The 21,806-nt window shown below is 72.1% G+C and carries 13 protein-coding genes; 4 read left to right on the forward strand and 9 right to left on the reverse strand.

The annotated features are described in order from the left end of the window. Window positions 1-75: 75 nt before the first annotated feature. The 4 genes from BLT82_RS12270 to BLT82_RS12285 all read left to right on the forward strand — a co-directional run bounded on the left by BLT82_RS12270 (window position 76) and on the right by BLT82_RS12285 (window position 6,889). Window positions 76-1,818: a D-glucuronyl C5-epimerase family protein gene (locus BLT82_RS12270; RefSeq protein ID WP_093653964.1), complete on the forward strand. Its 1,743-nt coding sequence runs from the start codon at window positions 76-78 to the stop codon at window positions 1,816-1,818. Between the two features lie 271 nt (window positions 1,819-2,089). Next, a complete protein-coding gene (wecB, locus tag BLT82_RS12275) occupies window positions 2,090-3,193 on the forward strand; it encodes a non-hydrolyzing UDP-N-acetylglucosamine 2-epimerase (RefSeq protein ID WP_093653965.1) in 1,104 nt (367 codons plus the stop codon). Window positions 3,194-3,338: 145 nt separating this feature from the next. Further along, window positions 3,339-4,757: a glycosyltransferase gene (locus BLT82_RS12280; RefSeq protein WP_093653966.1), complete on the forward strand. Its 1,419-nt coding sequence runs from the start codon at window positions 3,339-3,341 to the stop codon at window positions 4,755-4,757. After that, on the forward strand, window positions 4,754-6,889 hold the full coding sequence (locus BLT82_RS12285) for a glycosyltransferase family protein (protein WP_093653967.1): 2,136 nt from the start codon (window positions 4,754-4,756) through the stop codon (window positions 6,887-6,889). Before BLT82_RS12280 ends, BLT82_RS12285 begins: the two co-directional genes overlap by 4 nt. Window positions 6,890-6,997: 108 nt before the next feature. Here the strand turns inward: BLT82_RS12285 and galE are convergent, their stop codons facing one another. The 9 genes from galE to BLT82_RS12330 form a co-directional block, all read right to left on the reverse strand. Continuing rightward, window positions 6,998-7,966: a UDP-glucose 4-epimerase GalE gene (gene galE / locus BLT82_RS12290; protein ID WP_093653968.1), complete on the reverse strand. Its 969-nt coding sequence runs from the start codon at window positions 7,964-7,966 to the stop codon at window positions 6,998-7,000. Window positions 7,967-8,047: 81 nt separating this feature from the next. After that, complete coding sequence (locus BLT82_RS12295; RefSeq protein ID WP_093653969.1) at window positions 8,048-9,331, reverse strand: nucleotide sugar dehydrogenase; 1,284 nt, start codon at window positions 9,329-9,331, stop codon at window positions 8,048-8,050. Continuing rightward, window positions 9,328-10,959: a glycosyltransferase family 2 protein gene (locus BLT82_RS12300; RefSeq protein ID WP_093653970.1), complete on the reverse strand. Its 1,632-nt coding sequence runs from the start codon at window positions 10,957-10,959 to the stop codon at window positions 9,328-9,330. The genes BLT82_RS12295 and BLT82_RS12300 overlap by 4 nt, the downstream gene beginning before the upstream one ends. Beyond that, entirely contained in the window at window positions 10,956-11,969 is a 1,014-nt protein-coding gene (locus tag BLT82_RS12305; RefSeq protein ID WP_093653971.1) for a Gfo/Idh/MocA family protein, read from the reverse strand. Before BLT82_RS12305 ends, BLT82_RS12300 begins: the two co-directional genes overlap by 4 nt. Continuing rightward, window positions 11,966-13,084 carry a DegT/DnrJ/EryC1/StrS family aminotransferase gene (locus BLT82_RS12310; protein WP_093653972.1) on the reverse strand — a complete coding sequence of 373 codons (1,119 nt, stop codon included), beginning with the start codon at window positions 13,082-13,084 and terminating at the stop codon, window positions 11,966-11,968. Before BLT82_RS12310 ends, BLT82_RS12305 begins: the two co-directional genes overlap by 4 nt. 333 nt (window positions 13,085-13,417) lie before the next feature. Further along, window positions 13,418-17,488: an Rne/Rng family ribonuclease gene (locus BLT82_RS12315; protein WP_093653973.1), complete on the reverse strand. Its 4,071-nt coding sequence runs from the start codon at window positions 17,486-17,488 to the stop codon at window positions 13,418-13,420. A gap of 234 nt (window positions 17,489-17,722) precedes the next feature. Then, window positions 17,723-18,511 (reverse strand): TIGR03936 family radical SAM-associated protein, encoded by a 789-nt coding sequence (locus BLT82_RS12320; RefSeq protein WP_093653974.1) that lies wholly within the window; start codon window positions 18,509-18,511, stop codon window positions 17,723-17,725. A gap of 127 nt (window positions 18,512-18,638) precedes the next feature. Continuing rightward, on the reverse strand, window positions 18,639-19,730 hold the full coding sequence (locus BLT82_RS12325) for a hypothetical protein (RefSeq protein WP_093653975.1): 1,092 nt from the start codon (window positions 19,728-19,730) through the stop codon (window positions 18,639-18,641). Window positions 19,731-19,862: 132 nt separating this feature from the next. Beyond that, window positions 19,863-21,791: a TIGR03960 family B12-binding radical SAM protein gene (locus BLT82_RS12330; protein WP_093653976.1), complete on the reverse strand. Its 1,929-nt coding sequence runs from the start codon at window positions 21,789-21,791 to the stop codon at window positions 19,863-19,865. Window positions 21,792-21,806: the final 15 nt, after the last annotated feature.

Consider the following 21,806-nt stretch of genomic DNA (forward strand, 5'->3'; position numbering starts at 1 on the left):
TGTCTGTCGCGGCTTCTGCCCGGAACATCCCCATAGGATCCGCAGCCATCGCCGATCTTCCCCGGGGGTTCAGGCATGGCCGAGAGCGGCAGCACCGCACGGGACCGTTCCGCACCGGAAGGTTCCACACTGGACCGCAGAGGGTTCATCCGACTCGCGGGCGGCACCGCGCTCGCCACCGCGCTCACCGGTGCCGGCCCCGGGACGGGTGCGGCGCACGCCGCCACGGGCGCGCCGGTCACGACCCAGCCGCTCCCCCGGGCCTCGCTGCCGCCGCTCCCGCCCCTGCCCGACCAGCTCTCGGGAGGAAAGGTGACTCCCCCCGCGCCCTCCGTCCGCGTGCCCCGTGCGGACGGCAAGCCCGCCCCGGCGGCCGTGCGCGCCGCGATTCCGGACACGCTCCCCTTCACCTTCCACGGCAGCGGCTACACCGCGGTCGACCTCCCGGAGCGGCTGCGGCCCTGGCGCGACCGGCCGACGCCCTGGTCCGGTGTCACCCCGGACACCACGCACACCTATCTCGACCGCGACGGGGTCATCATGTACCGCCCGCACAGGTCGGCCCCGGGGTACAACCAGCCCGTCACCCAGATCCAGTTCGGCCTCGGCTGCGCCGCCGCGTACCGCACCGTCAAGGACCCGGCCCGCAGGGCGCTGTACCTCAAACGCGCCAGGGCCCAGGCGAAGCGGCTGATCGACACCCGGGTGGAGGCGCGGGGCGCGTGGTACTTCCCGTACCCGTTCGACTTCACGCACGGCACCCACAGCGGCATCTCCTACCGGGCGCCCTGGTACTCGGGGATGGCTCAGGGCGAGGCGATCAGCCTGTTCGTGCAGCTGTCCCTGCTCGACGGCGTCACGCCGGAGGAGCGGACGCTCTACCGGACGGCCGCCGACGGGGCGTTCGCGTCGCTGCTGCGCGGGGACGACGGCGACCCGTGGGTGGTAAACAGGGACGACGCCGGCTATCTGTGGATCCAGGAGTACCCGGTCGACGCTCCCGGCACCTCCGACCGCACGTACAACGGCATGATCTTCGCCATGTTCGGGCTGTGGGACTACGCCCGGCTGACGGGGAACTCGCTCGCCGCCCGGCTGTACGACGGGGCGTGCACCACGGTCGACCACTACTTCCCCACCCTGCGCAACCGGCGCTGGGCCTCGTACTACTGCCTGACGCACCGGATCCCGACGCCCTCGTACCACCAGCACCACATCAATCTGTACCGCCAGCTGCACTGGCAGACCGGCAGCCCTCGCTTCGCCCACATGAGCGACCTGCTCACGGACGACCATCCCTCGGGCTTCCTGCCGGAGGGCTCGCCCGTCGTCCTCGCGGCCGGGAAGCACACGCTGTACCGGTACGACACCGACGCGGACGGGGACTTCGTCGCGGCGAAGGGTGACGCCGAGCTCGCACGCAGGACCGTCAGCCTGCCCCGCACTACGCGGGCCACCGCGAACCGCCGCCGCCGGATCATGGGCCGCGGCGTGGCCTACCGCATCGACTCGGGCCCCCACAAGGGCTGGTGGGTCGGCGAGGCCCACCCGAAGTCCTATCTGCTCGGCGAGTACCTCCCCACCGACTACCGGCCCGGCCGGACGCTGTCCTTCCCCGCGGGCAGCAAGGTGACCTGCCACCGCTACGGACGGGACCGCGGGGTCACCGCCACCCGCACCGTGACGTTCGGCAAACCGTCCGGAGCCCCCTTCGACCGGCGGTCGGTCGTCAACGGACGGCCGATGTGCCGGATCGCCGCCGGGGCCCTGAAGGGTTACTGGGTGTTCGCGGGCGACGTCGTCACGGACGGGCGCTGAGCACCGCCCCGCCGGGTCACCCGGGACCGTCCGCCTGCACGGACGGTCCCGGGTGACCCGTTTTCGGCCGAAGTACGCACCCGGTTCACGAAATCGTTATGCGGTCGCGCCGATGATCGCCGGGGGCGTTCTGACCTTTGCATGCACACGCCCCCCGCCCGGTGCGGCCCCACGGCCCTGGGCCTGGTCAGTACGTGGATTGCCTACCATTGCGAGCAGTGTGAGACCGTGACACGCCTGCCCACGCCCTGACCAAGAAGAAGAGTGCTCAGTGAAAGTCATCAGCATCGTCGGAGCCCGTCCTCAACTGGTGAAGCTCGCCCCCATCGCGGCGGCGTTCGCGGAGACCGAGCACGAGCACTTCATCGTGCACACCGGGCAGCACTACGACGCCGACCTCTCCGACGTCTTCTTCGACGGCCTCGGCATCCCGGACCCGGACGTGCACCTCGGCGTGGGCTCCGGCAGCCACGGTGTGCAGACGGGCTCCGTGCTCTCCGCCCTGGACCCGGTCCTCGAGCGCGAGAAGCCTGACTGGGTGCTCGTGTACGGCGACACCAACAGCACGATCGCGGGCGCGCTGTCGGCCGTGAAGATGCACCTCCCGGTGGCGCACCTCGAGGCGGGCCTGCGCTCCTTCAACCGGCGGATGCCGGAGGAGCACAACCGCGTCCTCACCGACCACTGCGCCGACCTGCTGCTGGCCCCGACCGAGGAGGCCATGCGCCACCTCGCGGGCGAGGGTCTCGCCGACCGGGCGCGGCTCGCCGGTGACGTCATGGTCGACATCTGCCTGAAGATCCGGGACGCCGTGCGGGCCGGGGAGCACGCCGCGCCGGCGCTGCCCGAGGGCATCGACCCGTCGCAGCCGTTCCTGCTCGCGACGCTGCACCGCCCGGACAACACGGACGACCCCGAACGCCTCTCCGCGATCCTGGACTCGCTGGCGAAGCTGCCGGTCCCGGTGGCGCTGCTGGCCCACCCGCGTCTGGTCGCGCGGGCCGAGGCGCACGGCATCAACCTGGCCCAGGGCAGTGTGCACGTCGGCCGGCCGCTGCCGTACGCCGGTCTGGTCGCCGCCGTGCTGGCCTCCACCGGTGTGATCACGGACTCCGGCGGCCTGCAGAAGGAGGCGTTCCTGCTGGAGCGCATCTGCACCACGGTTCGCCCCGAGACCGAGTGGGTGGAAACCGTCGAGGCCGGTTGGAACGTCCTTGTTCCCGACCCGCACACCCTCTCCCCCGAGGAGTGGGCCGCGACGGTGACCCGCGCCGTGCCGACCGCCGACCCCGGCACCCCGTACGGCGACGGCCGGGCCGCCAAGAACGTTGTCCGGATCATGGAAGAGTGGAAGGGGGGCAGCCGGCACGCGTGACGGAGAAGGGGCCCCGCGCCGCACGCCCGCGACGGGCGACGCGGCGTCCAGGTGGCCCGAATCCGTACATGTCACCGTGCTAGCGTCACCGACTATGTCAGCGTCTCCCGGGTCCGGGCTGCCCGCCGAAGGCAAGCGGCCTCATGTGATCTACCTCGCCATCGGGTTCCCGCCGGCCGCCAAGAGCTCGGCGTACCGCATGCGCGAGACCGCGAACCAGTTCATCAACGTGGGCTGGGACGTGACCGTCGTCAACGTCGCCCAGGAGTCCTGGGAGCGGGACTCCGGCGTCGACCTCACCCTGCTGGACCAGGTCGACCCCAGAGTGAAGATCGTCGAGCTGCCGCTGGCGCGCGAGGATCTCGAGACGGACATCCGCCTCTACGACGAGGCGCGTGCGCTCAACCCCAACGGCTGGGTCGCCAAGCTGCGCCGCCGCCAGATGAAGCCCTTCCCGGAGCCCAACTTCGGCGAGTGGCGCACCGACCTGGAGCAGGCGGTCCTGCGCATCCACGAGGAGCACCCGGCCGACCTGCTGCTCGCCAGCTGTGTGCCGTACGTGAACCTCGCCGCGGCCTGGAAGCTGTGGGAGGAGAAGCGGGTCCCGTACGCGGTGGACTTCCGCGACGGGTGGTCCATCGACGTCATCGAGGGCGTCGAGGCCTTCGGGCCCGACTCCGAGGAGGGCCGCTGGGAGCGGAAGATCCTCGACGAGGCCCTCTCCCTGTGGGTGGTCAACGACCCCATCGCCGACCACTACCGCAGGCGGTACCCGGACTTCGCCGACCGCGTCCACGTCGTGCGCAACGGCTACGACGCCGACAGCTCCCCGGGCCGCGCCCACGCACCGGACCCCGAGTCCGGGCTGGTCTTCGGCTACCTGGGCACGGTCAACTTCACCCCCCAGCACCTGGAGACGGTGCTGAACGCCTGGAAGGCGGCGCGGGAGAAGGAGCCGCTGCTGGCCAACGCGCGCTTCGAGGTGCGCGGCCACATCGGCAACGGCGCCGGCCGTGAGGCGAACCGGCACACGGAGATCCTCAAGCAGGCCGAGGCCGACGGCGTCCACTTCGGCGGCCCCGCCGCCAAGGCCGAGGTCGCGTCGATCTACGCCGGCTGGGACGCCATGGTGCTGATCCTGATCGGCGGCCGCTACGTCACCTCCGGCAAGGTGTACGAGTACATGGCGACCGGTCTGCCCATCGTGTCGGCGCACGTCGTCGAGCACGACGCGTCCAACGTGCTGAGCGGGCACCCGCTGTGGACGGGCGCCGTCGGCATCGACGAGGAGGGGCTGACCGAGTCCTTCGTCCGGGCCGCCCACATGGCGGTCGAGACCAGCGACGAGGTGCACGCCGAGGCCATGGCCCACGCGGACCAGTTCACCCGCGAGGCGCTGATGACCGTGGCCGTGAAGAACCTCGTCGAGGAGTTCACGGCGAAGTACGCCGCACAGGGCGCGCGGGGCGTCGACCCCGGCGGCACCCCGGCCGCCGCGCCGGAGACCGGGGACGTGGCGCCCGTCGCCGAGAAGTCGATCGTCGCCGGAGGACCCACCCCGTGACCGAAGTCCTGTTCGTCGCCGCTGCCAAGCCGCAGTTCGGCGTGCTCGCCGACTCGGTGCGCAAGTTCAACGCCCTCGGCGCGCGGGTGCACCTCGCGGCCACGTTCCACCTGGAGTCCTCTGCCGAGGAGGTCGCCACGCTGGAGCTGGCCGGGCTGCACCAGCTGCCCCGGAGCGTCGCGCACCGCAGCCAGGCGCTGCGCCGCAAGGCGCGCACGTCCCCGCTGGGCATGCGCGTGTGGATGCAGTCCAAGCCCGACTCGTGGCTGCGCGACCGGGCCCGCCGGGCCGACGTGATCGTCGCGCTCGACCCCGGGGCCGTGTACACCGTGTGGCGGCTGGCCCAGTACAACCGCAGCGCCGCCGCGATGTTCGGTCTCGCACCGGGTCTGAAGGCCGTCGAGGGCCTCACGTCGCAGGGCGGCAGTGTGCAGCGCCGCTCGGTCATCCCACCGCTGGACGCCGTGGCCCGCGATGTCCGCCGCTCCGTTGACGGGCTGCCGGCCGCGGTGATGCGCACCGCGACCGCGCGTCCCGTGATGCGCTCCACCGTCGGTGCCCGGCTGTGGCGCACCGCCGTCACCGCCCCCGGTGTGCCGACCCGGGTGCGTGCCGCGACCTCCCGCTACGTCGCGGAGGGCATGCAGTGGGCGGGCCGCACGAGCGGTGCCGCCATAGCGCTCGCCGACGCCGCGTCGAAGATCCCGGACCTCGGGCTCAAGGCGCAGCTCCTCGACGAGGGCGTGATGAAGGAGATCACGAAGGGCCTCAGCCCGCGCCATCTCGACAGAGCGGTGGCAGCTCAACTCGCCTTCGCCGACAGCGAGTTCGCCGCCGGCCGGATCGAGAAGGCGGCCGGAGCGCTGGACCGTGCGCTGTTCCTGGACTTCCACCGGGTGCTGCACATCGACCAGCTGTCCTCGCCGCTGGCGAAGGACGCCGAGGGCTTCGTCGCCCCGCTGTACCGCTCCAGGGCGATGCAGGCGCTGAGCCGCCCGCAGGGCCGGAAGACGCCGTACAAGAAGGCCCCCACGGACCGTCCGCTGCGGCTGCTGGTCACGACCAGCGCCAACGACAACTTCCTGCACCACATCCTGGACCACTTCGGCGACCACCCCGGTGTCGAGCTGCGCTTCCTGGACCTGGCCGCGTCGAAGCACCTCAAGCGGATCGCCTGGGCGGGCCGGCGGATGCTGGAGGACCGGCTGTCCGGCGGCACCAGCGACTACCAGGAAGAGGTCGAGCGGCTGTTCCGCCCGTACCTCGACTGGGCCGACACGGTCTTCCTGGACTGGTCGGTGGGCCCCGCCGGGATGCTCACGACCATCGACCCGGGTGACACCCGGATCGTGGTCCGGCTGCACAGCTACGAGGCGTTCACGCGCTGGCCGCACATGACGGACTTCTCGCGCATCGACGATCTCGTCTTCGTCGCCCCGCACGTGAAGGACCTGGCCGTGTCGCTGGTCCCGCAGCTGCGCGGTGACCAGGCTCCCCGTTTCCACATCGTCGACAACGCGATGGACCTGTCCGGCTTCGCCCGGCCGAAGCCCGCCGAGGCCCGGTTCAACCTGGGTCTGATCGGGATAAGCCAGGTCGCCAAAGACCCGAAGTGGGCCGTGGACGTCCTGGAGCGGGTGCGCCGCCACGACGAGCGCTACCGGCTGATCCTGGTCGGCGGCGACATGGACCCGAAGACGAGCCGGGCGACGCGCGAGTACCGCCGCGAGTTCGAGAAGGAGCTGGCTCCGCTGGAGGAGTCGGGCGCCGTGGTCCGCCTGGGCCCGACGGACGACGTGCCGTCGAAGCTCCAGGAGATCGGCACCATCATCAGCTCCTCGGTCCGCGAGGGCTGCCACGTGGGTCTGATGGAGGGCGCGGCGAGCGCCGCCGTCCCGGTCGCCCGCGACTGGCCGTTCTACGCTGGCAAGCCGAACAGCGCCCGCACTCTCTACCCCGAGGGCTGGGTCGTCGGCTCCCCCGAGGAGGCGGCGAAGCGGATCCTGGAGGCCACGGCCACCGAGGACGCCTGGCGGAACGCGGGCAAGCTGGCGGCCGAGCACGCGCTGTCCGTGTGGGACTGGCCCGTGGTGCAGAAGCACTTCGAGAAGCTGTTCCTCGAGGACCGGTAGAGCGGTACGGAACGGGCAAAGGAAAGAGCCCCGGGACATCGTCCCGGGGCTCTTTCCTTTGCCCTCGTCCGGCTCTCCCGGGACGTCCGCCCCGGCGGGGCGGCCGGGCTAAGGGTGACGCAACTGCCAGCCCGCCCACGCGGACTCGACCATCTCCCGCACCTCGTGGCGCGCGCTCCAGCCCAGCTCCTCGCGGATGCGGTCGGCGGAGGCCACGACCCGGGCCGGGTCACCCGGCCGGCGGTCGGTGATCTCGGGCTTGACGCCCTCGTGGCCGGTGACGTCCTGGATGATCCCGACCATGTCGGCGACCGAGACGCCCTCGCCGCGGCCGATGTTGAGGATCAGCCGGGCGTCGGGGTCGGCGGCCAGCCGCCGGGCCGCGGCGACATGGGCGGAGGCGATGTCCTCGACGTGGATGTAGTCGCGGATGCAGGTGCCGTCCGGCGTCGGGTAGTCGTCGCCGAAGATCCGCGGCGCCTGGCCCGCGGTGAGCCGTTCGAAGACCATCGGCACGAGGTTGAAGACGCCGTCGTCGCCGAGCTCGGGCGTGGCCGCGCCGGCGACGTTGAAGTAGCGCAGCGAGGCGGTGGCGACGGGGTGGACCTTGCCGACGGCCGTGACCAGCCACTCACCGGCGAGCTTGGTCTCGCCGTACGGGTTGATGGGCGCGCACGGCGTCTCCTCGGTGACGAGGTCGACGTCCGGCATGCCGTACACGGCCGCGGAGGACGAGAACAGGAAGCGGCTCACTCCTGCGGCGACGGCTGCGTCGAGGAGGACCCGCAGACCCTCCACGTTCTCCCGGTAGTAGTGGAGCGGCTTCTCCACGGACTCGGCCACCTGCTTCTTGCCCGCGATGTGCACGACGCCGGTGACGGCGTGGTCGCGCAGGACGCGGTCCACGGTGTCGCGGTCGAGGACCGTGCCGGTCTCCAGCGGCACCCCGGCGGGCAGCCGTTCGGCGCGTCCCGTGCTCAGGTCGTCGAGGACCACGACGCGCTCGCCGCCCTCGGTCATCGCCTTCACCACGTGCGATCCGATGAAGCCGGCGCCACCGGTGATCAACCAGGTCATGGGGAACCTTCCTGCAAGCGGGCCCTGCCCCACGGGTGCGCGGGGCAGGGCCAGGTGTTCGCGTACGGAGCGATCCGCCCGTCAGCCGCCGATGACGACGCGGCGGACGCCCTCCCAGCGGGCCGGGTCGGTGGTGCGGCGGCCGTCGACGAGGACGGTGACGTCCGGCAGGTCGGAGGCGGCCAGCTCGCGGTACTCGGCGTGGTCTGCCTGGAGGACCGCGGCGGTGACCTTCTCGCCCTGGTGCGGGTTGAGGCCGTGCGCGGCGAGCTCCTCGGCGGTGTACATCGGGTCGGAGACGAACGGCACCGCGCCGCGGGCCTTGAGGGCCTCGACGGTCCCGAAGACGCCGGAGAAGGCGGTCTCCTTGACGCCACCGCGGTAGGCGGCGCCCAGCACGAGCACGTTGACGTCCTTCAGGTCGCCGTAGGCGGCGGCCAGCAGGTCGACGGCGTACTCCGGCATGGCGGCGTTGGCCTCGCGGGCCGAGCGCACGACGGTCGCCTCCGGGTCGTTCCACAGGTACATCCGCGGGTAGATCGGGATGCAGTGGCCGCCGACGGCGATACCGGGCTGGTGGATGTGGCTGTAGGGCTGCGAGTTGCAGGCTTCGATGACCTTCTTGACGTCGATGCCGTTCTTGTCGGCGAACCGGGCGAACTGGTTGGCCAGACCGATGTTGACGTCGCGGTAGGTGGTCTCGGCGAGCTTCGCGAGCTCGGAGGCCTCGGCGGTGCCCAGGTCCCACACGCCGTTCGGCTGCGGGAGGTCCTCACGCTCGTCGAAGTCCAGGACCTGCTCGTAGAACTCCACGCCGCGCGCGGTGGAGGCCTCGTCGATGCCGCCGACGAGCTTGGGGTAGCGGCGCAGGTCGGCGAAGACGCGGCCGGTGAGCACCCGCTCCGGGGAGAAGACCAGGTGGAAGTCCTGGCCCGCGGTGAGGCCGGAGCCCTGCTCCAGCATCGGCGCCCAGCGGGTGCGGGTGGTGCCGACCGGAAGGGTGGTCTCGTACGAGACGAGGGTGCCGGGCTTGAGGCCCTTGGCGATGTCCCGGGTGGCCGCGTCCATCCAGCCGAAGTCCGGAGTGCCCTCCGCGTCCACGAACAGCGGGACGACGACCACGACCGCCTCGGACTGCGCGACGGCCGTCGCGGTGTCGGTGGTGGCGGACAGCAGGCCGGCGTCGACGGCCTGCTTCAGCTTGACGTCGAGGTCGTGCTCACCGGGGAAGGGCTCGGTGCCGGCGTTGACCAGCTCGACGACCTTCTCGTTGACGTCGGCGCCGATGACCTTGTGGCCCTTGGCGGCGAACTGCACGGCGAGCGGAAGCCCGATCTTGCCGAGCGCGACTACACAGATATTCATCGGGTCAGTTTCCTCTTCACACGGGACATCAGGTGACGCAGCCGGCTGCGCTCGCCGGACGACGAGGACTCCCAGAGCGGAGCCGTGGTGATGACGAGCCGCCCCTTGGCGTTCGCGTTGGCGGAGACACGGTACGGGACCTTCTCGCGCCAGCGCCGTGCCAGTGGCAGCGGCCGGTCCAGGGTCCTCACCGGGACCTCGTACGTCGAGCCTGCCACGTCCAGATAGGCGCGGACGCCGAGCTTGGCCCTGACGGGCTTGACCGGGATACGGGCGGTGAGCACCGTCCCCGTGCCGTCGTCGGTGGTGGTGCGGCTCAGGTCCCCCGCGGGTGCGGGGAGTTCGGTGCCGACGGGCAGCCTGCGGGCGCCCGGCTTGTCGGCGCTCTTCGGCATCGCCTTGTTGGCGAGCCGGATCACGGCACGGTCCGTCTCGCCCGTGACGGGGACGCGGACGGAGAGGGACACGGACAGTTCCTGGCCCTGCTGCTCCCAGCGCGCCGACACCAGCCCGGTGCCGTCGGCGAGCTGCCTGGGCACGGACTCGCCGATGACCTCGTACAGCCGGTCGGGCAGGCCCAGTTCCGGGTCGCGGAACCCGGGATAGCGGACGAACGCCCGGCCGTCCTCCAGCAGCAGCGGAGGCGCCCCCTGGGCCGCCTCCTCCTCGATGGCGCGGATCAGTTCGGTGACGGCGCCGCGCTGGGCCAGTGCGATCCGGACCCGCCGCTTGACGTCCATCGAGTCGCGGAGCGATTCGGTGAAGTACTCGTCGGCGAGGCCCGCGATGCCGGCGCAGACCTGGATCTGCGTCTCCCGGTCGAGGGCCGGGAAGTCGTCCTGGACCAGCTTGGCGAGCTCCCATGTGAAATGGCGCTTGAACACCGCGTCACGCTGGGGACCGGCCTCGATGAGCCCGGCCGTGAACTTCATGATCTCGGCCGTGCAGCGCAGCCTCGCCAGGTGGTCGGCGCGGTACGTGATGTTGCTCGCGTCCCCGCGCTTGACCGCGTAGTAGTACGTGTAGTCCGCGAGGACGGAGATCTTCCGCGCCCGGACGCACGCCTCGATCGTGAACGGCTGGTCGCTGCCGACCGGCAGGTCCTCGGGGAAGCGCAGCTTGTGCCGCTCGACCAGATCGCGCCGGAACAGCTTGGTGTTGGCCAGCGTGAACGGAAGCGCCGAGTCGTACAGGCTGACGTCCGGGTCGCTCTTCTTGTAGAGCGCCTGGTGGACGTAGCGGCCGTTGGTCCCGACCATCTTGCCGACGACGACGTCGGAATCGTGCTTGTCGGCACAGGCCACCATGCGCTTCAGCGCGTCCGTGCCGAGGTAGTCGTCGGAGCCGATGAAGTACACGTAACGGCCGGTGGCCACCTCCAGGGCCCGGTTGCTGGGCGCAGCCGGGCCGCCGGAGTTGGCCTGGTGGATCACCTTCACGGTGCCGGGGTACCGCTCCGCGAAGCGGTCGAGTTCCCGGCCGCTGTCGTCCGTCGAGCCGTCGTCGACGGCCACGACCTCCAGCCGGTCCACTCCGATGCTCTGGTTCACCAGCGACTCGAGGCACTCGGTGAGGTACGGCATCGTGTTGTAGACGGCCACGACGACGGTGACATCAGGGGTGGTCAACTGGCCACGCCCTCCGGGTTCAGCTGCACGGTGGCACCGCTCTTTGCGGAGTCGATGACGGCGGCGGCGACCTCGACGGTCCGCAGGCCCTGGCGCAGCGTGCAGATGTCCTGGGACTTGCCGAGCACCGCGTCCCGGAAGAGCTCGTGCTCGACGAGGAGCGGCTCGCGCTTCGGGATCGCGTAGCGGATCATGTCGCCCTCGGAGACACCGCGGAAGGCCTGCAGCGCCTCCCACTCGGTCGCCACGGCCGCGTTCGAGTAGAACGTCAGGTCGGCGGTGAGGGTGTCGGCGATGAAGCAGCCGCGCTCGCCGGTGACCGAGGTGAAGCGCTCCTTGAGCGGGCTCAGCCAGTTGACGAGGTGGCTCACCATCGTGCCGTCGGAGAGCTTGCCGACGGCCGAGACCATGTCCTCGTGCGGGCGGCCCGACTTGGAGACGGTGTGCGCCGCGATCGACGTGTACTGCTGGCCGGTGACCCAGGCCGTCAGGTCGATGTCGTGGGTGGCGAGGTCCTTGACCACGCCGACGTCGGCGATGCGGTGCGGGAAGGGGCCCTGGCGGCGGGTGACGACCTGGAAGACGTCACCGAGCTCGCCGGCCTCCAGCCGGGTGCGCAGGCTGCGCAGCGCCGGGTTGCAGCGCTCGATGTGGCCCACGCCGGCGACCAGGCCGCGCGACTCGAAGGCCTCGACCAGCCGGCGGGCACCCTCGACGGTGTCCGCGACCGGCTTCTCGATCAGCGCGCCGACACCGGCCTCGGCCAGCTTCAGGCCGACTTCCTCGTGCAGCGCGGTCGGGCAGGCCACGACGGCGTAGTCGATGCCGAGCGCGATCAGCTCGTCGACGGTGGACAGCACGGGAGCGCCCTGCGCCCAGCCGTTCTTGTCCCCCATGGGGTCGACGACGGCGACCAGGTCGATGCCGTCGAGCCCGGCCAGCACACGGGCGTGGTGGCGTCCCATGGAGCCCAGGCCGATCAGGCCGGCCCGCAGTGCAGCGGCAGTCACAGGTTCTCTCCCAGCGCGTTCACGGCGGTGACAATGCGCTCCAGGTCGCCCTCGGTGAGCGACGGGTGGACGGGCAGCGAGACGACCTCGGCGGCCGCCCGCTCGGTCTCGGGCAGGTCCCAGTTGCGGCCGGCCTTCTGGTCCGGCTCCCAGTACGGCTTCAGCCGGTGGATCGGCGTCGGGTAGTAGACGGCGTTGCCGATGCCCGCCTCGGTGAGCTTCGCCATGGCGGCGTCGCGGTCACCGCTGACCCGGATCGTGTACTGGTGGTAGATGTGGCGCGCGCCCTCGGCGACGACCGGCGTCACCACGCCCTGCGCGGTGATGTGCTGTGAGAGGTACGCGGCGTTGGCGATGCGCTGCTCGGTCCAGCCGGGCAGCTTGGCGAGCTGGACGCGGCCCACGGCGGCGGAGACGTCGGTCATGCGCATGTTGGCGCCGACGATCTCGTTCGCGTAGCGCTGCTCCATGCCCTGGTTGCGCAGCAGGCGCAGGGTGCGGGCGACCTCGGCGTCGGCCGTGGAGATCATGCCGCCCTCGAGGCTGTGCATGTTCTTGGTCGGGTAGAAGCTGAACGTGCCGCCGGAGCCGAAGGCGCCGACCGGGGTGCCGTTCAGAGCGGCGGCGTGCGCCTGGCAGGCGTCCTCGACGACCGCCAGCTTGTGCTTGTCCGCGACGGCCATGATCCGGTCCATCGCGGCCGGGTGGCCGTACAGGTGCACCGGCATGATCGCGGCGGTGCGCGGGGTGATCGCGGCCTCGACCGCGGCCGGGGCGAGGCAGTACGTGTCCGGGTCGATGTCGGCGAAGACGACGTCGGCGCCGACGAGGCGGACGGCGTTGGCCGAGGCGGCGAACGAGAACGAGGGGACGATCACCTCGTCACCCGGGCCGATACCGAGAGCCATCAGAAGGAGGTGCAGCGCGGAGGTGCCGGAGTTGACGGCGACGCAGTGGCGGCCGTCCACGAGCTCCGAGAAGCCCTCCTCGAACGCGGCCACCTCGGGGCCCTGGACCACCCGGCCGCTGCGCAGTACGCGTACGGCTGCTTCGATCTCTTCTTCACCGATGACCGGGCGGGCAGCGGGGATGGGCTGCGCGTTGCTGCTCGGCATTGGACGTCCTCCTTGAACACCGCGAGAGCTCTTTGTGGCAGAGGTCCGGGGTCTGCGGGGCGTCTTCGGGCCGCGCGAACCCCTCCGGCGTGATGGCCGACGCCCTACCGAGGAATGCTGGGACCGGTCTGTCCCTTAACCGGGCCGGTCACCGACCGTAGTCTCCGGGTGGGTCCTCGGCACGGCAGCGACCGCCGTCACATTATCAGGGATTTCCCAGGCAATTTCTGGGCCGTTAACAGGCCCAGGCATCAATTGCGAAACAAATGGCGTGTCCCGCCCCTGAGTCCGCAGGGGCGGGACACGAACGTTCAACCACCGGTCATGGATTGTTCAGCTTTCCGCCGATGCCGTCACGGTGGGCAGGCTCTGCTGCTCCGCCGCGGCGGTCTTCTTGGCGGCCGACTTGGTCGCCTTCTTGGCGGTCGTCTTCTTCGCCGCGGTGGTCTTCTTGGCCGCCGTCTTCTTCGTGGCGGCCTTCTTCGCCGTGGCCTTCTTCGCGGTCTTGCGGGCCGCCTTCTTGGCCGGGACCTCGGCGGACTCCTCAGCGGGTGCCGAAGTGGCCTCGGCCACGGGCTCCGGCGTGGCGGCGACCACGACGACCGCGGCCTCCTCCGCGCCGGACGGCGAGCCCGCCGGGGCGCTGACCTTGCGCGTCGCCCGGCGACGGGCCCGCGGCGGAGCCGCGACGGCGGCCTCCTCGGCCGGCTCCTCCGGAGCCTCGGCAGCAGGCGCCTGGACCGGGGCCGGGGCCTCGGCGGCCTCGGTCACGATCTCGGCGGCGGCGCTCCCCTTCGGCGAACCGGCCGGAGCCGACGCCTTGCGGGTGGCCCGGCGGCGGGTACGGCCTGCGGGGGCGGGCTCCTCCACCGCGGCAGGCACGGCCTCGGGCTCGGCGACCGGGGCGGCCTCCTCGGCCGGGACCCGCTCGGGCTGCTTCACCTCGATCTCGACCGGCTCGGCCTGCTTCGGCGCACCGGCCGGAGCCGACGCCTTGCGGGACGCCCGGCGACGGCCGCGACGGGACGCGGCGGCCTCGGCCTCGGCGGCGCTGCTGTACAGCTCCTCGTCGGGGGCGAAGGCGGGCTCGGGCAGGGCCGACGGAGCCGCGGCCTCGGCCGCGACCTCGGCCTCGGTCTCCTCGTCCTCGCTCGGCGGGGCCTCGGCGCCCGGCGCCTCCACGACCACCTCGTGCTCGTGGACGTGCTCGGCGCCGCCACGGCCGCGCTTCTTGCGCTTGCCGCCACCACCGCCACCGGCGGCCGACGGCTGCTCCATGTGCACGATCACACCGCGGCCGTTGCAGTGCACGCAGGTCTCGGAGAACGACTCCAGCAGCCCCTGGCCCACCCGCTTGCGGGTCATCTGCACCAGCCCCAGCGAGGTGACCTCGGCCACCTGGTGCTTCGTGCGGTCCCGGCCCAGGCACTCGAGCAGGCGCCGCAGCACCAGGTCCCGGTTGGACTCCAGGACCATGTCGATGAAGTCGATGACGACGATGCCGCCGAGGTCCCGCAGCCGCAGCTGGCGGACGATCTCCTCGGCCGCCTCCAGGTTGTTCCTGGTGACGGTCTCCTCGAGGTTGCCGCCCTGGCCGGTGAACTTGCCGGTGTTGACGTCGACCACGACCATCGCCTCGGTCTTGTCGATCACCAGCGAACCGCCGGAGGGCAGCCAGACCTTCCGGTCCAGCGCCTTCATCAGCTGCTCGTCGATCCGGTGCACCGCGAAGACGTCGGTCTCGCTGGTCCAGCGCTGCAGCCGTTCCGCCAGGTCGGGCGCCACGTGCGACACATAGCCGTGGATGGTCTCCCACGCCTCGTCCCCGCTCACGATGACCTTGGAGAAGTCCTCGTTGAAGATGTCGCGGACGACACGGACGGTCATGTCCGGCTCGCCGTAGAGAAGGGTCGGGGCGTTGCCGCTCTTCGCCTTCTTCCGGATCTCCTCCCACTGGGCCTGCAGCCGCTCGACGTCGCGGCGCAGCTCGTCCTCGCTGGCGCCCTCGGCGGCGGTGCGCACGATGACGCCCGCGTCCTCGGGAACGATCTTCTTGAGGATGGTCTTCAGCCGGGCCCGCTCGGTGTCGGGGAGCTTGCGGCTGATGCCCGTCATCGAGCCCTCGGGCACGTACACCAGGTACCGGCCGGGGAGGGAGACCTGGCTGGTGAGCCGGGCGCCCTTGTGACCGATCGGGTCCTTGGTGACCTGTACCAGGACCGACTGGCCGGACTTCAGCGCGGTCTCGATGCGGCGCGGGCCGTTGGCGAGCCCGAGCGCCTCGAAGTTCACCTCGCCCGCGTACAGGACCGCGTTGCGGCCCTTGCCGATGTCGACGAAGGCGGCCTCCATCGACGGCAGGACGTTCTGCACCTTGCCCAGGTAGACGTTGCCGACGTACGACGTCGACTGCTCCTTGTTGACGTAGTGCTCGACCAGCACGTTGTCCTCGAGGACGCCGATCTGGGTGCGGTCCCCGTGCTGCCGGACGACCATCACGCGCTCGACGGCCTCGCGGCGCGCCAGGAACTCCGCCTCGGTGATGATCGGCACGCGGCGGCGGCCCTGCTCGCGGCCCTCACGGCGGCGCTGCTTCTTCGCCTCCAGCCGGGTGGAGCCCTTGATCGACTGCACCTCGTCCGACGGCTCCGCCTTGGGGCGCGGCTCGCGGATCTTCACGACCGTGCGCTCGGGCTCGTCGACACTGGGCTCGCCGTCGCCGGCCTCCCCGCTGCGACGGCGGCGGCGACGGCGGCGACGGCTGCTGCTGGTGCCCGCGGCGGACGGGGTGGCGGCGTCCTGCTCGTCCTCGTCGTCCTCGGGCTCCGGCTCCTCGCCGGCCTCGGCCTCCGGCTCCTCGTCGGTGCCGGACTCCGCGGCGTCGGCCGACTCGCCACGGCGGCGACGGCGGCCGCCGCGACGGCGACGGCGCGAGGGACGGCCCTCGTAGTCGTCGGACTCCTCGGACTCCTCGGACTCCTCGGAGTCATCGGGCTCCTCGGCCGCCGGCTCCTCGGCCTCGACCTCGGCCTCGTCGGCCGGCTCGGTCTCCATGGTCTCGACGGCGAGGGGGGACTCGCCGCGACGGCGACGGCGGCGGCGCGGGGCGGCCTCGGCGGCCGGGGCCTCCGCGGTCTCCTCCTCGTCCTCGTCGGAGGCGGCGGCCTCGGCGGCGGCCGCGGCGGCGGCGGTCTCCGGGGTCTGGAACACCGGCTCGGTGAAGACCGGGGCCTGGAACACCGGGACGGCGGGCCTGGCGGAGCGGCGCCCGCGGGCGGCCGGCTCGGCCTTCACGGGCCCTTCCTTCGCCCGCTCGTCCTTCGCGGCCTCGTCCTTCGCGGCCTCGTCCTTCACGGGCTCGGCCGCGGACTGCGCGGCAGTGGCCCGGCGGCGGGTACGGCCCCGCGAAGCCGCCTTCCCGGCGGCCTCGACCTCGGCCTCGTCGGCGGCGATGCGCGCGACGGTGTCGGCGGGCAGGCTCTCGCCCGCCACGGACTCGTCCTCCTCGGCGGTGGCTTCCGGCGCGGCGGCCGGAGCGGTCGCCCGGCGCGTGGCACGACGGCGCGTACGGCCGCGCGGCGCCTCCTCCGCGGTGTCCTCGGCGGCCGGCGTCTCGGCGGCGGCCTCGGTCGGCTCCGGCTCCCCGGTGGCCGCGGCAGCGGATTCCGGCGCGTTCGCCCGGCGCGTGGCACGACGGCGCGTACGGCCGCGCGGCGCCTCTTCCGCCGTGTCCTCGGCGGCCGGCGTCTCGGTGGTCTCGGCGGCGGCCTCGGCCTCGGCGTGCTGCGGCGCACCCGCGGGGGCGGTGGCCCTGCGGCGGGTACGGCGCGCGGGCGCCTCGGCGGGCCCGGTCTCCGCGGCGGTCTCGCTCACGGCACCTTCCTCGATGTCTTCGTCGGCGGCGACGGCCTCGGCCGTAAGCGCCGGAGCAGGCGAGGTCGCGGGCGCCTCGGCGGAGGCGGGCTCGGCGACGACCTCGGCGGGGGCCGGGGAACCGGCGGGCGCGGTGGCCTTGCGGGTCGCCCGGCGGCGGGTGCGCGGCGCGGGCGCCTCGGCGGCGGCTTCGGCGGCCGGAGCGGCGCTCTCGGCGGCAACGTCGGGCGCCCCGGCCGGGGCGGCAGCGGCGGCCTCGGGGGCCGGGGCTGCGGCGGTGGCCTTGCGGGTCGCCCGGCGGCGGGTGCGCGGCGCGGGCGCCTCGGCGACGGCCCCGTCCTCCTCGGACGGTATGGCGGCCGAGAGGGACGCCGTCACGTCGGCGACGGTCTCCACCTGCACGGAACCGGCCGGCGGGCCCGCCGGCCGCGAAGCGGCACGGCGACGGCGCGGGGGCAGCGTGTCGCTGGGGGTGGAGCTGTCGTTCTCTTCGGTGTTCCCGGTCGTACCGGGGTCCTTCGGTTCGAGCATGCGGGCGGTTCTCCCGTCACGCTCCCGGGCGCCGAGCCTCGATCCGGTCCGGTGGCGCGTCCCGCGTGATGAGTGCGGGGCCTCCGTCCGGGGCGCGGGCGCCTCACGGGAGCTGATGTCTGGCTCGCCGGTTCCGTACGCGATGTACGCACGGCCTGGCGAAAGTCTCCTGGTCATTGCGCTGCCCGACCCAGGTGGCTCCCGAGTACGAGGGCTGCGCTACAACGACTGCCCCTACGCGGAACCGGTACCTGCGGGCACCGTCGCGGCGGCTCCGGCGACCCCTGAGCGATCGGCTGGGGCGGCCGTGACTGCCTCGCGGTCGGGCGCGAGCGGGTCGGTCACCGTGCCGGAATCCTCGTCGAAGAGCCCCTGCGCCAGCCTGGTCACCGCTGCGGGGACCGGCGGCGCCAGGTCGGCCACAGCTCGGAGACCGGACAGGACGTCGTCGGGTCGCACGGCAGGTGTCACGTGCCGAACAACCAGCCGCAGTATCGCACAGGGCCCGTCCGCGGGCCTATCAGGCTGTGGACAACTCGCCTGCAGGTCGGCCACCGCACCCCGGGCGTCGAAGGTCCGCATCCCGTTCTTCGTCTTGCGCCGGACCTCGACGGCGTCCGCCGCGACGAACGCGGCGACCGCCCTCTCGGCCTCCTCGACGGAGACGCCGTCGAGCCGCAGCTCCCACACGGACGCCGTCAGCCGGTCGGCCAGCCCGGTGGTACGGGCCTCGACGGCGTCGACGATGTCGAGGCCGGCGGGCAGCGACTCGTCGAGGAGCTCACGCAGCTTCGCCGGGTCACGGTGGTCGGTCAGCGCGATCTCGAGGTACTCGGCTTCGGACCCCGTGCCCGTCGGGGCGGCGTTGGCGTACGACACCTTCGGGTGCGGGGTGAAGCCCGCCGAGTACGCCATCGGCACCTCGGCACGGCGCAGTGCGCGCTCGAAGGCGCGCTGGAAGTCGCGATGGCTGGTGAACCGGAGGCGGCCGCGCTTGGTGTAGCGCAGTCGGATGCGCTGCACCGCGGGTGCGGGCGGCGGGCCTTCGGGCTGTCGCTTGCCCAGTGGTTCTTCTCCTCGGTGCGGGGCGGACGCCTTCCTGCGCCGCCCTTTGTGGCCTTCGGACCCCCTGGAGGGCGGCCCGCCCGGCTCACCCCCGCTTGTGCAGGGAGATCTCGGGCCCGGGCGCCACGCCGGGGACAGTCGGTATGTGTTGCGTACCACCCAGGTTACGCGCCCGAACGGGTGCCGGTTCCACGGCCCGGGTCTCACGGGAGCCGCCCACCAGTGCCCGCCAGGCATCTCGGCGTGCCCGGCGTACCGTCTCCCGGGCCGAGGCGAGCGCCCCGCGGGCGGCCCGTCCGGCCTCCGCGGCGGCACGGCGCGCCGGGGCCCACACCCGGTCGCGGGCGAGGTGGCCGACCGGGGTGCAGACGTTCCGGTAGAACCAGGCCGCCGGCCGCCCGAGCAGGTTCCGGGCCAGCCACTTCAGTGCCCGCCCCACCGCGCGCGACAGGCGGCCGGCGGCGCGCCACGCCATCCCGACGGCATCGGCGATCTCCCGGCCCACGACGGCGAGGAGTCGGCCCACGGGAGCGAGGATCCAGCGGTACAGGAAGACGACGGGCGCGACCAGGAACACCCGCGCGAGCCACACGAGGGCCGTCCACACCCCACGTGCCGCCGGGGCGAGCGCGCTCGCGTACAGCCAGGCCAGACCGTGGCCCACCGGCGTGAGCACCCATCGGTACAGCGCGATCCACGGCCAGACGAGCACCGCCCACAGGAGCAGCCCCACGCCACGGCCCAGCGGGGTCAGCAGCCGGGCGTACAGCCAGGCCAGACCGTGGCCCACCGGCGTCAGGAGGGTCCGGTACAGCCAGCCCAGCGGCACGGCCACACCGTAGATCGCGACCGGCACCACCACGTACCGCCACAGCGCGAGCCACGGCCAGTAGAAGAGGGCCCTGCACAGCCACCACGCACCGGCCGCGACCGCTCCGGCGAGCCAGGCGATCCCGCGGCCGACGGGCGCCAGCAGCGTCTCGTACGCCCAGACGAGTGCCCGGCCCAACGGACGGAGCAGCACACGGTCGAGGGCCCTGCCGCAGACGACGAGGACGTCCCACAGCATCCGTACCGGCACGACGAAGACCAGCACGACGATCCGCACGGGGATCCTGATCGCCACCGCCGGGCAGCCCTCCGGCTCGGCGTGCTGCTCGCGCTTCTCCAGCTCCATGGTCGAGGAGACGCCGCAGGCCGGCCGGAGGTTCTCGCCGGGCCGGGATTGTCGCCGCGCCCACCGGGCGCCGGGGGGAACGGGGCCGGCCCCGCCGCACGAGCGACGGGGCCGGTGAGCGAAGGGGCTCGGCTACTTGTCGACGACCGTCAGCGGCAGCAGCTTCTTGCCGGTCGGGCCGATCTGGATGTCGAGGTCGAGCTGGGGGCACACGCCGCAGTCGAAGCACGGGGTCCAGCGGCAGTCCTCGACCTCCGTCTCGTCGAGCGCGTCCTGCCAGTCCTCCCAGAGCCAGTCCTTGTCGAGACCGGAGTCCAGGTGGTCCCAGGGCAGGACCTCCTCGTAGGTGCGCTCGCGCGTCGTGTACCAGTCGACGTCCACGCCGAACTCCGGCAGCGTCTTCCCCGCGCACTCCATCCAGCGGTCGTAGGAGAAGTGCTCGCGCCAGCCGTCGAAGCGGCCGCCGTCCTCGTAGACGGCGCGAATGACCGCGCCGACGCGGCGGTCGCCGCGGGAGAGGAGGCCTTCGACGATGCCGGGCTTGCCGTCGTGGTAGCGGAAGCCGATGGAGCGGCCGTACTTCTTGTCGCCGCGGATCTTGTCGCGGAGCTTCTCCAGACGGGCGTCGGTCTCCTCCGCGGACAGCTGCGGCGCCCACTGGAAGGGCGTGTGCGGCTTGGGCACGAAGCCGCCGATGGACACCGTGCACCGGATGTCGTTGGAGCCGGAGACCTCACGGCCCTTGGCGATGACGTTGACCGCCATGTCGCCGATCTGCAGTACGTCCTCGTCCGTCTCGGTGGGCAGGCCGCACATGAAGTACAGCTTCACCTGACGCCAGCCGTTGCCGTAGGCGGTGGCGACGGTGCGGATCAGGTCCTCCTCCGACACCATCTTGTTGATGACCTTGCGCATGCGCTCGGAGCCGCCCTCGGGGGCGAAGGTCAGGCCGGAGCGACGGCCGTTGCGCGTCAGCTCGTTGGCCAGGTCGACGTTGAAGGCGTCGACGCGGGTCGAGGGGAGGGACAGACCGATCTTGTCCTCTTCGTACCGGTCCGCGAGGCCCTTGGCGATGTCGCCGATCTCGCTGTGGTCGGCGGAGGAGAGCGACAGCAGACCGACCTCCTCGAAGCCGGTCGCCTTGAGGCCCTTGTCGACCATCTCGCCGATGCCGGTGATGCTCCGCTCCCGGACGGGGCGCGTGATCATGCCGGCCTGGCAGAAGCGGCAGCCGCGGGTGCAACCGCGGAAGATCTCCACGGACATCCGCTCGTGGACGGTCTCGGCGAGGGGGACGAGCGGCTGCTTGGGGTAGGGCCACTCGTCGAGGTCCATGACGGTGTGCTTCGACACGCGCCACGGCACACCGGACTTGTTGGGCACGACGCGGCCGATCCGGCCGTCGGGGAGGTACTCGACGTCGTAGAAGCCCGGGACGTAGACCCCGCCGGTCCTGGCCAGGCGGAACAGCAGTTCCTCACGGCCGCCGGGGCGTCCCTCGGCCTTCCAGTCGCGGATGATGTCGGTGATCTGCAGGACGGCCTGCTCACCGTCGCCGATCACCGCGCAGTCGATGAAGTCCGCGATCGGCTCGGGGTTGAAGGCGGCGTGGCCGCCGGCGAGCACGATCGGGTCGTCGATCGTGCGGTCCTTGGCCTCCAGCGGGATGCCGGAGAGTTCGAGGGCCGTGAGCATGTTGGTGTAGCCGAGCTCGGTGGAGAAGCTCAGACCGAAGACGTCGAAGGCCTTGACCGGGCGGTGGCTGTCGACGGTGAACTGCGGGACGTCGTGCTCCCGCATCAGCTCCTCGAGGTCCGGCCAGACGCTGTAGGTGCGCTCGGCGAGGACGCCCTCGCGCTCGTTCAGTACCTCGTAGAGGATCATGACGCCCTGGTTGGGCAGTCCGACCTCGTAGGCGTCCGGGTACATCAGCGCCCAGCGCACGTCACAGCTCTCCCACGGCTTGACCGTGGAGTTCAGCTCACCACCGACGTACTGGATGGGCTTCTGCACGTGCGGGAGCAGAGCCTCGAGCTGCGGGAAGACCGACTCGGCAGACATCAGGAACCTTCGTGG

This window comes from Streptomyces wuyuanensis (genome assembly GCF_900103455.1).
GTDB lineage: Bacteria > Actinomycetota > Actinomycetes > Streptomycetales > Streptomycetaceae > Streptomyces > Streptomyces wuyuanensis.

Excerpts from the sequence above, each read along its gene's own strand:
- BLT82_RS12310 (WP_093653972.1), bottom strand. The coding sequence starts at position 13,084 with ATGCCGAGCAGCAACGCGCAGCCCATCCCCGCTGCCCGCCCGGTCATC.
- BLT82_RS12325 (WP_093653975.1), bottom strand. The coding sequence starts at position 19,730 with ATGGAGCTGGAGAAGCGCGAGCAGCACGCCGAGCCGGAGGGCTGCCCG.
- BLT82_RS12315 (WP_093653973.1), bottom strand. The coding sequence starts at position 17,488 with ATGCTCGAACCGAAGGACCCCGGTACGACCGGGAACACCGAAGAGAAC.
- BLT82_RS12330 (WP_093653976.1), bottom strand. The coding sequence starts at position 21,791 with ATGTCTGCCGAGTCGGTCTTCCCGCAGCTCGAGGCTCTGCTCCCGCAC.
- galE (WP_093653968.1), bottom strand. The coding sequence starts at position 7,966 with ATGACCTGGTTGATCACCGGTGGCGCCGGCTTCATCGGATCGCACGTG.
- BLT82_RS12295 (WP_093653969.1), bottom strand. The coding sequence starts at position 9,331 with ATGAATATCTGTGTAGTCGCGCTCGGCAAGATCGGGCTTCCGCTCGCC.
- BLT82_RS12270 (WP_093653964.1), top strand. The coding sequence starts at position 76 with ATGGCCGAGAGCGGCAGCACCGCACGGGACCGTTCCGCACCGGAAGGT.